A 12,754-nucleotide genomic window follows, 5' to 3' on the forward strand; every position below is an offset into this window, starting at 1 on the left:
TGAGAATTGTATCTGCTAAGCAATGGATCTCAGTGACGCTGATCTGGTAGCAATATGCTTATCCTCGATGAAAGGCAATTAAAAAATTTCGGCGTCACTCTACCCGTTGGGTATGCAACCCTATGAGTCGTCGCCCTGAGACGCTTGGGCCCCTCGCCCTAGTGATGGCGCTCACGGCAGCGTTAGAAAAGAGGCACTTAGAAGCTCAACACTTTACGGTCCACAGTTGATCAATCCGCGTGGTGTAAGACTGGCTCATCATTTCTCTTCGCATCCCCCAATCCGGCGCGACAGGCACGCGAGCAACCCGCATTGTCCCGCGACCCCACCGGTCGTTGATATCATCCATAACCTGCATAAGTCGGCCACACGCAACTGGCTGCTTGAGCGCGAACAAATCCTCTGAGAACTCTCCAGGTTGACGCAGTTCCATCAGCAGCACCTCCGCCTTGCTGTACCGGAAACCAGGCCTGTAAATCTTGGACACAGCATCGGTGGCGAATCTGGTCATTAGCAGGGTGTCGGAGGTTGGGTAAGGCAGCTCAACCAGCACGCCCTGGGAGTGGTGCGCCTCATCCGGGTTAAACATCCCGGTGCGGATGCTTACGCGTATTCGCTTGCACACTGAGCCCTGCGCTCGGAGTTTTTCAGCAGCACGCGCGACGTAAGTGGCCACAGCTTGCTTGATCAGCACAAGCTCTGTCAGTCGCTTGCCAAACATCCGGCTGCAACAGATCTCCTGCTTTGGCGGCTCTGCTTCGTCCAGTTCCAAGCAGGGCGTGCCAGCGAGTTCACGTGCCGTCTTCTCCACAACTACGCTGAACTTCTGTCGAAGCGTCCACGCGTCGGCTCTTGCCAGGTCCATTGCCGTGCGTATGCCCATAGCCCCGAAGTGTTCCGCCATACGACGTCCAACTCCCCAAACCTCCGTTACCGCAGTATTACGCAAAACCCAATCGCGTTTGAAATTATCGCGAATGTCCACCACTCCACCGGTGTGAGCTTGGAGCCTTTTGGCCGTATGGTTAGCCAACTTGGCTAACGTCTTGGTGTGTGCGATACCAACACCAACTGGAATGCTAGTGCAGCGAAGAACTCGGTGACGTAAGTCGCGACTGAAAGCCTCCATGTCTCCCGGCATGCCTGTCAGATCGAGCCAAGCCTCATCAATGGAATAACGCTCGCAATGCTCTACGGAAGATTCTAGGAGTGTCATAACCCGCTCGGAGATATTGCCATATAACGCATAATTACTAGAAAACGGGACAATCCCATGCCGTTTTAGCTTGTCTCTAATTTGGAAAAAAGGCTCACCCATTTTCACAAACGGCTTTGCGTCATACGATCGTGCAATCACACACCCATCGTTATTACTCAGCACTACGATAGGCGTTTTTGCCAGATCGGGTCGGAAGATACGCTCACAGCTCGCATAAAACGAGTTGCAGTCGACCAGGGCAAAGACGGGGGAAGGCTTCATCGGGTGGCATCACGCACACTGTATTTATATACAGTTAACCACATCCTTCCATGTTGACGTCGCCCACTCATCCGATTTGCATCCTGCGCCCAGGCTCCTACAGTTTCGAACGTAGCGATACAGCCGAGGCTCCACGATGCCCAGCGTCGAGAAAACCGCACCACCGGCCACCAGCAAGGCTTTGCCGAAGATCCCCCGCAGCGTCTGGGCACTGGGTTTCGTGTCGATGTTCATGGACATTTCCTCGGAGATGATCCACGCCCTGCTGCCGCTGTACATGGTCACCGTGCTCGGCACCTCGGTGGTGGCGGTGGGCGTCATCGAAGGTATCGCCGAGGCCACCGCGTCGATCACCAAGGTGTTTTCCGGCGCCCTCAGCGACCGCTTCGGCAAGCGCAAGCTGCTCACGGTACTGGGCTATGGCCTGGGCGCGCTGACCAAGCCGGTGTTCCCCATGGCGTCGGGGCTGGAATGGCTGATCGGGGCGCGTTTCGTCGACCGCGTCGGCAAGGGTATCCGCGGGGCGCCGCGCGATGCGCTGGTGGCCGACGTGACCCCGGCCGAGCTGCGCGGGGCGGCGTTCGGCCTGCGCCAGGCGCTGGACACGGTCGGCGCCTTTCTCGGGCCGCTGCTGGCGATCCTGTTGATGTGGCTGACCGCCAGCCACTTCCAGACCGTGTTCTGGGTCGCGGTGATACCGGCGTTCCTGGCCGTGTACATTCTTGTGGCCTTCGTCCGCGAACCACCGGCTTCGGCAGCGAAAAAACCCGTACGCACGCCGCTGGCGTGGCACGAGCTGGCACGCCTGGGCCCGGCATACTGGCGCCTGATCGGCCTGGCGATGGTGTTCACCCTGGGCCGCTTCAGCGAGGCCTTTCTGCTGCTGCGTGCCCAGGACATGGGCCTGGCGCCCTTGTGGGCGCCTGCCGTGCTGGTCCTGATGGCGCTGGCCTACGCATTGTCGGCCTACCCCGCTGGCGCACTGTCGGACCGTGTCGGCCGACGTGGCGTGCTGATGGTCGGGCTCGCTTTGCTGGTCGCGGCCGACCTGCTGCTGGCGCTGATACCCGGCTGGGCCGGGCTGGCGCTGGGCGTGGCGGCCTGGGGGCTGCACCTGGGCTTTACCCAGGGCATCTTCGCCGCGCTGATCGCCGACAGTGCGCCCGCCCACCTGCGCGGCACGGCGTTCGGCCTGTTCAACCTGCTGACCGGCCTGGCCCTTCTGGCCGCCAGCGTGGTGGCGGGGCTGCTGTGGGACGGGCTCGGCTTTCAGGCGACCTTCCTGGTGGGGGCTGCTTTTGCCGGTGCGACCTTGGCGGGTGTTGCGCTGCGGGCTTCATGAGTGCGGGTCGTGGCTGCGCACGCTGAAGGTCACCACACCCCAAATCGCCAATTCGTCACCCTCCATGATGTAGCGTGGCGCAAACCGCGGGTTTTCCGAGCGCAGCACCACCTGCCCGCCGATGCGCTGCAAGCGCTTGCACAAGGGCTCGCCGTTGACGGCAGCAATCACGATATGGCCGTTGCGTGCTTCGATCGAGCGGTCGACCAGCACCAGGTCACCGTCGAAGATCCCGGCGCCCTGCATGCTGTCGCCGTCTATCCTCACCAGGTACATGTGCGGCGCGCGCAGGTTGAACAGCTCGTCCAGCGAGATGGGTTGCTCCATGTGGTCCGCCGCTGGCGACGGGAAACCCGCCGGAACACGGAACAGGTAGCGCGGCAGCGCAGCGCTGCCGCAAGTGATCGGACCCAGGATGGAAGTCATGTCACAGCCTTGAACAATAACTGTATGCACATACAGTAATGATGTACCTACGACCGGGTCAATCGCGCCGTAGGAAATTTCGACAAGTGGGGTGCATACCATGTGCGGACGCTTCGCCCAGTACCAGGGCCTCGCCGATTACCTGCGTGAGCTGGACGCCGAGCAGGACGTCATCAGCGGTTACGACAACCTGCCCATCGGCCGCTACAACGTCGCCCCCGGCAGCCACGTGCTGATCCTGCACAACGCGGCCGACGGCCTGCGCATCGACCCGTGCCATTGGGGCTGGGCGCCGTTCTGGGCCACCGGCAAGCGTCCCGCGCCGATCAATGCGCGGGTAGAGACGGTGACCACCGGCAAGTTCTTCAAGGCGCTGTGGCCCCAGGGGCGCGCCCTGGTGATGGCCGATGGGTGGTACGAATGGGTCACCGATCCGCACGACCCCAAGCGCAAGCAGCCGTATTTCATTCGCCTGAAAAGCCAGGCGCCGATGTTCATGGCGGCGTTGGCCGAGGTGCACGTGGGGCTGGAGCCGAACGAGGGGGATGGGTTCGTGATCATCACCGCCGCGAGTGACGCGGGAATGGTCGACATCCACGATCGCCGGCCACTGGTGCTGGGGCCGGCGGATGCAAGAGCGTGGATCGACCCCGAGGTGCCGGCCGAAGAAGCCGAGCGGCTGGCGCGGGAGCAGTGCCTGCCGGTGGAGGCGTTCGAGTGGTTTGCGGTGGGCAAGGAGGTGGGGAATGTACGTAATGAAGGGGCGGAGTTGATCGTGATGCACGACGTTTGAATGGCTGGGCTGCTAGCGGCCCTATCGCCGGCAAGCCGGCTCCCACAGGGATCTCACAGACCTCAAGGCCTATGGAGTACCTGTGGGAGCCGGCTTGCCGGCGATAGGGCCATCAAAAACCCCTTACACCTGCAGCTCGACCGCAGGCTGCTCCATGAACGACCAGCCACCCTGCCCATCCACTTCCAGCCGATGGGTATGGAAGTCCGCCAGGGTACTGCGGTGCCCGACACTTACCAGCAACGTTTGCGGCATTTCACGGCGCAACAGCGAATACAGCGCATGCTCCAGCCCTTCATCCATCGCCGACGTGGACTCGTCGAGGAACACCACCTGCGGCCGGTTGAACAACACCCGGGCAAAGGCCAGCCGCTGCTGCTCACCCACCGACAGGATATGTGACCAGTCGCAGCTCACCTCCAGCCGCTCAGCCAGGTGCGCCAGGTTGACCTGGCGCAGGGCCTGCTGCATGCGTGGCATGTCCTCGGCAGTGGCGTCCGCCGGGTAGGCGATGGCAGTGCGCAGGTCGCCCAGGGGCAGGTACGGGCGCTGGGAAAGGAACAAGGCCTCGGTGCCGGTGGGCCGCCGGACCTCACCCTCGGCATACGGCCACAGGCCCGCCAGCGCCCGCAGCAAGGTGGTTTTGCCACTGCCCGAAGGGCCCTTGATCAGCAGCGCCTGGCCGGCATGCAGGCGCAGGTTCAGGTCGGCGATCAATGCATGGCCGTCGGGGCGTAGCACTTGCAGCCCGTTGATGTCCAGCGCCTGCGCCTGCGCCTCGGTAAGCACCCGCGGCAGCGCGGCGGCCTGCTCGTTGGCATCGAGGAAACCGGTCAGACGGTCAAGGGTGGCGCGGTACTGGGCAAAGGTGTCGTAGGACTCACGGAAGAACGACAGCGAGTCCTGCACCTGGCCGAACGCCTGGGAGGTCTGCATGACATCGCCCAGCTTGATCGCGCCGCTGAAGAACCGTGGCGCCTGGAGAATGAACGGGAACACCACGGCAACCTGGCTGACGCCCAGGTTGAAGCCACTGAACTTCAGGTTTCGGTACACCAGCGCCCAGACATTGACGATCAGCGCGCCGAAGCGCCCGAGCAAGGTCGCCCGCTCCACCGGCGCCCCCTGGTAGAAGGCAATGTTCTCGGCGTTCTCGCGCAGGCGCATCAGCGCGTAACGGAAGTTGGCGGTGAGTTTCTCGTTGAGGAAGTTCAGGCGGATCAACGGTTGGCCGAGGCGGAAGGCGATCCACGTGGCGATCAGCACATAGACGTAGACCGCGAACACCATCGCCCGGGGGATCTCGTACCCGGCCACCGTCAACGGCGCCGACAGCCCCCAGAGGATGGCGGTGAAGGCCACCAGCGACACCAGTGCACTGACCGCGCCGAGGGCCAGCGACACCGAGTTGGTGACGTAGGCGTTGATGTCCAGCTCGATACGCTGGTCGGGGTTGTCCACCGGCTCCGGCAGAAACTGGCCGCGGTAGTAGGCATCGCCGCGCATCCAGTCACCGGTCAGCCGTTCGGTCAGCCACACCCGCCACTGGATGCTGAACGCCTGGGTCACGTAGAAGGTGAACAGCGAGCGCAGCACATGGAGGGTCGCCAACACCGCGAACACCCCGAGCAGGTACCAGAAGGCGGTTTGATCAAGGGCCTGCAAGGCGCTGTAGAAACCGTTGTACCAGAACGAGAACAGCACGTTCATGCGTACCGAGAACAGCGTCAGCACCAGCAGCAGGGCAAACCCGAGCAATGGCCGCCAACTGCGCCTGAAAGTGAAGTAAGGGCCCGCCAGCTGCCAGAACTGCCGGCCCCAGCGCGTGTAGCGCACGGCCAGGGCAGCGGCGGCGGTAAAGCCGATGAGGGTGATGAACGAGGCGATTGCAAGCCAGCTCAGGCTCTCTTGCAGGGCCTGGTGCCAGTTCATGTCCATGGGGGGGTATCCGTGCTGAGTGTTTCCGCGAGCGTAGCATTGTGCGGGGACTACTCTGGCCTAAATGACGGACATTTCATTTATTGCGCACGGGCCCTATCGCTGGCAAGCCAGCTCCCACAGGTGTGATCTTTGTGGGAGCTGGCTTGCCAGCGATAGGGCCCGTGCAGCCAACCGCTAACCCAGCGCCTCCACCACCTTGGGGTCCAGCCCCTCCCCCGCATTGGCCGCAATCCACTCCCCCAGCTGTTGGCGCATGGACGGTGTCCAGAAGCTCTGCAGATGCTGCCTGACGCCTTTCACCGCCAGCTCATGATTCGGTTCGCTGTCGAAATAATGGGCAATCTGGTTGGCCATCTTGACCAGGTTGTCGCTGCTCATCGGCGCACCTCGGCTTTTTCCGCGCTGCGCCGCTCCTCGAGCAGGCGCCGCTGTTCATCACTGAAGTCCTGGTAGCGCTTCTGCCACTGCGAGGGCTGGAACACCTTCACCACCTCCACCGCCGTAACCTTGTATTCCGGGCAGTTGGTGGCCCAGTCGGAGTTGTCGGTGGTGATCACGTTGGCACCGGATTCGGGGAAGTGGAACGTGGTGTACACCACGCCCGGCGCCACCCGGCCACTGACCTTGGCGCGCAGCACCGTCTGCCCGGCGCGGCTGCCGATGCCCACCCAGTCGCCGTCGCGGATGCCTCGGCTTTCGGCGTCGGTCGGGTGGATTTCCAGGCGGTCGGCATCATGCCAGGCGACGTTGCCGGTGCGCCGGGTCTGGGCGCCGACGTTGTACTGGCTGAGGATGCGCCCAGTGGTCAGCAGCAGCGGGTAGCGGCCGTTGACCTTCTCGTCGGTAGGCACGTAGCCGGTGAGCATGAAGCGCCCCTTGCCGCGCACGAACTGGTCGATGTGCATGGTCGGGGTGCCGTCGGGTGCGGCGTCGTTGCACGGCCACTGCAGGCTGCCGTGGCGGTCGATCTCGGCATAGCTGACCCGGCGGAAACTCGGCGTCAGGCGGGCGATCTCGTCCATGATCTCGGACGGGTGGCGGTACTGCATCGGGTAGCCCAAGGCGTTGGCCAGGGCCACGGTGGCTTCCCAGTCGGCCTTGCCGGCCAGCGGCTCCATCACCTTGCGCACCCGCGAGATGCGGCGCTCGGCATTGGTGAAGGTGCCGTCCTTTTCCAGGAACGAGCTGCCCGGCAGGAACACGTGGGCGAACTTGGCCGTCTCGTTGAGGAAGATGTCCTGCACCACCACGCACTCCATGGCGCGCAAGGCGGCCGTGACGTGCTGGGTGTTGGGGTCGCTCTGGGCGATGTCCTCGCCTTGGCAGTACAGGGCCTTGAAGCTGCCGTCCAGGGCCGCCTCGAACATGTTGGGGATGCGCAGGCCCGGGTCGGGCTGCAGGGTCACGCCCCAGGCCTGCTCGAACTCGGCACGCACGCCTTCGTTGGAAATGTGCCGGTAACCGGGCAACTCGTGGGGGAACGAGCCCATGTCGCACGAGCCCTGCACGTTGTTCTGCCCGCGCAGCGGGTTCACCCCTACCCCTTCGCGACCAATGTTGCCGGTGGCCATGGCCAGGTTGGCGATGCCCATCACCGCAGTGCTGCCCTGGCTATGCTCGGTCACGCCCAGGCCATAGTAGATCGCCGCGTTGCCACCGGTGGCGTACAGCCGAGCGGCCTCGCGGATGTGCTCGGCAGGCACGCCGCATACCGGCCCGAGTACTTCGGGGGCGTTGTCCGCTTGGCTGACGAACGCGCGCCAGCGGGCGAAGTCTTCGGTTTCGCAGCGGGCATCGATGAAGCGCTGGGCCAGCAGGCCCTCGGTGACGATCACATGGGCCAGGGCGTTGAGCATGGCCACGTTGGTGCCTGGGCGCAATTGCAGGTGCAGCTCAGCGCGGGCATGGGGCGAATCGACCAGGTCGATGCGCCGCGGGTCGATGACGATCAGCCGCGCGCCCTGGCGCAGGCGGCGTTTGAGCTGCGAGCCGAACACCGGGTGGGCGTCGGTGGGGTTGGCGCCGATCACCAGCACGACATCGGCCTGCATCACCGAATCGAAGCTCTGGGTGCCGGCCGATTCGCCCAGGGTCTGCTTGAGGCCATAACCGGTGGGTGAATGGCAGACCCGCGCACAGGTGTCGACGTTGTTGTTGCCGAACGCCGTGCGCACCAGCTTCTGCACCAGGTAGGCTTCTTCGTTGGTGCAGCGGCTGGAGGTGATGCCACCAATGGAATCGCGCCCGTACTTGAGCTGGATACGGCGGAACTCGCTGGCCGCGTAGGCCACGGCCTCGTCCCAGCTGACTTCCTGCCATGGGTCTTCGAGGCGCTTGCGAATCATCGGCCGGGTGATGCGATCAGGGTGGGTGGCATAGCCCCAGGCGAAGCGGCCCTTGACGCAGGCGTGGCCATGGTTGGCGCCGCCGTTCTTGTCTGGGACCATGCGCACCAGCTGGTCGCCCTTCATCTCGGCGCGGAACGAGCAGCCGACCCCGCAGTAGGCGCAGGTGGTGATTACCGCCCGTTCGGGCTGGCCGAGCTGGACCAGGCTCTTCTCGGTAAGGGTCGCGGTTGGGCAAGCCTGCACGCAGGCGCCGCATGAAACGCATTCGGAGGCCAGGAAGTTGTCACCGCCAGCGGCCGCCACCCGCGACTCGAAACCACGGCCGGTGATGGTCAGGGCAAAGGTGCCCTGGATGTCTTCGCAGGCACGCACGCAGCGGCTGCAGACGATGCATTTGCTGGGCTCGTAGTCGAAGTACGGGTTGGAGGTGTCCTTTTTCTCGGCCAGGTGGTTGGCGCCGTCGTAACCGTAGCGTACCTCGCGAAGGCCGACCTGCCCGGCGACGGTCTGCAGCTCGCAGTTGCCGTTGGCCGAGCAGGTCAGGCAGTCCAGCGGGTGGTCGGAGATGTACAGCTCCATCACATTGCGGCGCAGGTCGGCCAGGCGCGGGGTCTGCGTGCGCACCACCATGCCCTCGCTGACCGGTGTGGTGCAGGAGGCCGGGTAGCCGCGCATGCCGTCGATCTCGACCATGCACATGCGGCACGAACCAAAGGCTTCCAGGCTGTCGGTGGCGCAGAGTTTGGGGATGTTGGTGCCAAGCATTGCTGCGGCCCGCATCACCGAAGTGCCGGCGGGCACGCTGATGCTGCGGCCGTCGATGTTCAGGCTGACCTGCACGTCGCTGTCTCGGGCGGGCGTGCCCAGGTCGGTTTCGGGGTCGAAGTAGTTGATCACTGCGCGGCCTCCGGGGTGGTCAGGCCGAAATCGGCGGGAAAGTACTTGAGGGCGCTGGCCACAGGATAAGCGGTCATGCCGCCCATGGCGCACAGCGAGCCGTATTGCATCGTGTCGCACAGGTCACGCAGGAGCAGGGCCTGGTCGTGCCGTTCAGTGAAGTCGCTGCTGGCGATCAGCCGATCGACCACCTCCATGCCCCGGGTCGAGCCGATGCGACACGGGGTGCACTTGCCGCAGGACTCCTCGGCGCAGAACTGCAGGGCGAAGCGCGCCATGCTGGCCATGTTCAGGGTGTCGTCGGCCACCACCACACCGCCATGGCCCAGCATCGCGCCCATGGCGGCGAAGGCCTCGTAGTCCAGCGGGGTGTCGAAATGGCTGGGTGGCACCCAGGCGCCGAGCGGGCCGCCGACCTGGGCGGCCTTGAGCGGCCGGCCGCTGGCGGTGCCACCGCCGTAGCCTTCCACCAGTTCGCGCAGGGTCAGGCCAAAGGCACGCTCCACCAGCCCGCCGTGGCGGATATTGCCGGCCAGCTGGAACGGCATGGTGCCCAGCGAGCGGCCCATGCCGAAGTCCCGGTAGAACGCCGCGCCCTTGGCCAGGATGATCGGCACAGACGCCAGGGTGAGCACGTTGTGCACCAGGGTCGGTCGGCCGAACAGGCCCTGCAAGGCAGGCAGCGGCGGTTTGGCGCGGACGATGCCACGCTTGCCCTCGATGGATTCGAGCAGCGCGGTTTCTTCACCGCAGATATAGGCACCGGCACCCTCTCGCACTTCCAGGCCGAAGGCCTGGCCACTGCCGGCCACGTCCTCGCCCAGGTAACCGGCAGCGCGGGCGATGGCGATGGCCTGGTTGAGCACGCGAAGGGCGTCGGGGTATTCCGAACGCACATAGAGATAACCCTTGCTGGCGCCCACGGCGAGGCCGGCGATGAGCATGCCTTCGATCAACAGAAACGGGTCACCTTCCATCAGCATGCGGTCGGCGAAGGTGCCAGAGTCGCCCTCATCGGCGTTGCACACCACGTACTTCTGCCCGGCGACCGCGTCGCGCACGGTGCGCCACTTGATGCCGGCCGGAAATGCCGCGCCACCGCGCCCGCGCAGGCCGGAATCGAGCACGGCGGCAACCACGTCGGCGCCACCCAGTGCCACGGCCTGCGCCAGGCCGCTGAAGCCGCCATGGGCACGGTAGTCATCGAGCGACAGCGGCCGGGTGATACCTGCCCGGGCGAACAGCAGTCGCTGCTGGCTTTTCAGGTAAGGCATCTGTTCGACCAGCCCTAGCGCCAGCGAATGGCCTCCCGGCTCACCGACCAAGGCATCGAGCAGCGCCGGCGCCTCGTCAGGCGTGACCGGGCCAAAACCCTTGCGCCCTTGCGGGCTGTCGCACTCCACCAGCGGTTCAAGGCAGTACAAGCCACGTGAGCTGGTGCGCTGGATGTCGATGGGCAACTGCCGGCGCTCGGCCTCGCGTTGCAAGGCAGCGGCAACCTGGTCGGCACCCACGGCGCGGGCGACGGAATCACAGGGGATGAACAACTTCAGCATGCTGCGTCCTCCAGGCAACCGTTCACCAAGGCGCGCAGGCGTTCGGGGGTGAGGCGCGCATGCACCTGGCCGTCCAGCTCCAGGGCCGGCGAGCAGGCGCAAGCGCCTAGGCAGTACACCGGGCGCAGGCTGATGGCGCCGTCGGCGCTGGTGCCGTGGTCGTCCAGCGCCAGCTGTTCGCGCAGCTGCGCGGCCAGGGCTTCGCTGCCCCGGCTCTGGCACGATTCGGCGCGGCACAGGCGCAGCGTATGGCGGGCCGGCGGGGTGGTGCGAAAGTCGTGGTAAAAGCTGATCACCCCGCGTACCTCGGCGAGGCTCAGGTTGAGGGCGTGGGCAATTTCATCTACAGCGGCCTCGGGAATGAAGCCAATAGCGTCCTGGATGGCGTGAAGAATCGGCAACAGGGCGCCGGGGGCATCCTTCTCGCGGTTCAGGATGCTCTGGATAACAGGCAGGTGAAGCAGTTCATCAGGCATTCAGCGGACCTCGGCATCACGGACCCTGCCTGAATTGTTATGAGGGGCAGGTATCCAGCGTGTTCTGCTGCGGCATACCGGCCACATCACGGCTGCGTGTCGGTTGCCTCCTTACCGATGGCCATGCGTCTGCGCGCACTGGGCTCACGGCATCCCACAAGCATGGCACTTGTGGCGGCAGGCAGATGTACCCGAACGACCAGACGCATCCTGAAACCGACCAGGTCAGAAAAGCTCGATGGGCAAACTGACGATCAGCCGATTCTCGGTGAAATCATTCGTACCAAAATCACGCCCCACTTTCGCATTGATCCAGCGAACACTGAGCCCCTCCAGCTGGCGAAACTGGAACGTGTAGGTCAGCGCCACATCCCGCTCCCATTCCCGCCCATGCGCCGTGTCGGCATTGCTTGCATGGTCGCCATGGGTATAGCGCGCCAGCAGCATCAGGCCCGGTATGCCCAGCGCTGCGAAGTTGTAGTCGTAACGCAGTTGCCAGGACCGTTCATTGGCATACACGAAGGTATTGGCAAACATGTCGTTGGCCAGGGTGCTGCCTAGCGTGCGGTCGATGGTGACCCACCCATCCTTGCCGTACATGCGCTGCAGGCCCAGGTAGAACCGATGGCCCTGGTGTGCGGCAGACAGCAACAGCGATGCCGCCTGGTTATCCAGCGGCCCTGCGAGGGCATGCCCTGTGTCACGGGTATCGAAGGCGCCCAGCACACCACTCACCACCCAGTCGCCAAGGGGACGTGTGTGGGAAAAGCTGTAGTAGTTCTGCCGGTAGATGTCTTGCAACTGCGCGGTCCATACCCCCACAACCGAATCTCGGGCCAGGTCGTACTCGCCGCCGACGTAGGTGAAGCGGTCTGCGGTCGCGGTGGCCACGGTGCGGCCACCGATCGAGGGGTAAAGCGCTTCGCTGTCCGCTGCGCTTCGCGGGCTGAACGAGCGAATTCGCCCGGCATGCAACGTGAGGTTGTCGATATCGTGCGAGGTAAGCATCGCACCCTGGAAGGTCTGCGGCAGCAGGCGACCGTCATTGAAGCGCAGGATCGGCAGGTCTGGCAGGAGCTCACCCAGGCGCAATTCGGTACGCCCTACACGCGCCTTCGCCGTCAGGCCCAGGCGCCCATAATCGCCCGGTGCCCGGCCGTCATCATGGTCATACGGCAGCAACTCGGTACCGGTGCGGTCCGGGCTGCTGTCCAGCTTTACGCCCAACAGCCCCAGCACATCCAACCCGGCCCCCACATCACCTGGGGTGAAACCCGAAGTGGCTTTGAAGATGAAGCCCTGTGCCCATTCCTGGCGCTGGCTTTGCACCGCGCCCACATCACGGTAGTCACGATCGAAGTAATAATTGCGCAGCAGTAACGTGGCCTTGCTGTCATCGATGACGCTCGCATCGGCGTCCATCGCGCAGGCAGACAGGCACAGCAACCCCGCCCAGCCAGTGGGCAGCGTGATGTTCAACATGGCGAATTCCTTT

The 12,754-nt window shown here is 64.3% G+C and carries 10 protein-coding genes; 2 read left to right on the plus strand and 8 right to left on the minus strand.

The features are described 5' to 3' along the window. Positions 1-205 precede the first annotated feature (205 nt). A complete protein-coding gene (locus tag KU43P_RS18515; RefSeq protein ID WP_317658907.1) occupies positions 206-1,480 on the minus strand; it encodes a Y-family DNA polymerase in 1,275 nt (424 codons plus the stop codon). Between the two features lie 136 nt (positions 1,481-1,616). On the opposite strand from KU43P_RS18515, the gene KU43P_RS18520 reads away from it, so the two are divergent. Beyond that, on the plus strand, positions 1,617-2,822 hold the full coding sequence (locus KU43P_RS18520; protein ID WP_317658909.1) for an MFS transporter: 1,206 nt from the start codon (positions 1,617-1,619) through the stop codon (positions 2,820-2,822). On the opposite strand, the gene KU43P_RS18525 is transcribed toward KU43P_RS18520, so the two are convergent. Further along, positions 2,817-3,248 carry a LexA family protein gene (locus KU43P_RS18525; RefSeq protein WP_317658910.1) on the minus strand — a complete coding sequence of 144 codons (432 nt, stop codon included), beginning with the start codon at positions 3,246-3,248 and terminating at the stop codon, positions 2,817-2,819. The two genes, KU43P_RS18520 and KU43P_RS18525, sit on opposite strands and share 6 nt — an antisense overlap. Before the next feature lie 100 nt (positions 3,249-3,348). On the opposite strand from KU43P_RS18525, the gene KU43P_RS18530 reads away from it, so the two are divergent. Further along, on the plus strand, positions 3,349-4,041 hold the full coding sequence (locus tag KU43P_RS18530; protein ID WP_317658911.1) for an SOS response-associated peptidase family protein: 693 nt from the start codon (positions 3,349-3,351) through the stop codon (positions 4,039-4,041). A gap of 123 nt (positions 4,042-4,164) precedes the next feature. On the opposite strand, the gene KU43P_RS18535 is transcribed toward KU43P_RS18530, so the two are convergent. The 6 genes from KU43P_RS18535 to KU43P_RS18560 all read right to left on the minus strand — a co-directional run bounded on the left by KU43P_RS18535 (position 4,165) and on the right by KU43P_RS18560 (position 12,741). Further along, positions 4,165-5,979: an ABC transporter ATP-binding protein/permease gene (locus tag KU43P_RS18535; protein WP_317658912.1), complete on the minus strand. Its 1,815-nt coding sequence runs from the start codon at positions 5,977-5,979 to the stop codon at positions 4,165-4,167. Positions 5,980-6,156: 177 nt separating this feature from the next. After that, positions 6,157-6,360: a formate dehydrogenase subunit delta gene (locus KU43P_RS18540; protein WP_317658913.1), complete on the minus strand. Its 204-nt coding sequence runs from the start codon at positions 6,358-6,360 to the stop codon at positions 6,157-6,159. After that, positions 6,357-9,227: a formate dehydrogenase subunit alpha gene (fdhF, locus tag KU43P_RS18545; RefSeq protein ID WP_317658914.1), complete on the minus strand. Its 2,871-nt coding sequence runs from the start codon at positions 9,225-9,227 to the stop codon at positions 6,357-6,359. The genes KU43P_RS18540 and fdhF overlap by 4 nt, the downstream gene beginning before the upstream one ends. Further along, complete coding sequence (locus KU43P_RS18550; RefSeq protein ID WP_317658915.1) at positions 9,224-10,783, minus strand: formate dehydrogenase beta subunit; 1,560 nt, start codon at positions 10,781-10,783, stop codon at positions 9,224-9,226. The genes fdhF and KU43P_RS18550 overlap by 4 nt, the downstream gene beginning before the upstream one ends. Beyond that, entirely contained in the window at positions 10,777-11,259 is a 483-nt protein-coding gene (locus KU43P_RS18555; protein WP_317658916.1) for a formate dehydrogenase subunit gamma, read from the minus strand. Before KU43P_RS18555 ends, KU43P_RS18550 begins: the two co-directional genes overlap by 7 nt. A gap of 225 nt (positions 11,260-11,484) precedes the next feature. Beyond that, the gene (locus tag KU43P_RS18560) at positions 11,485-12,741 is read right to left on the minus strand and encodes an OprD family porin (protein WP_317658918.1); all 1,257 of its coding nucleotides are present in this window, start codon (positions 12,739-12,741) and stop codon (positions 11,485-11,487) included. Positions 12,742-12,754: the final 13 nt, after the last annotated feature.

Origin of the sequence: Pseudomonas sp. KU43P, from assembly GCF_033095865.1 — a bacterium.
Classification (GTDB): Bacteria; Pseudomonadota; Gammaproteobacteria; order Pseudomonadales; family Pseudomonadaceae; genus Aquipseudomonas.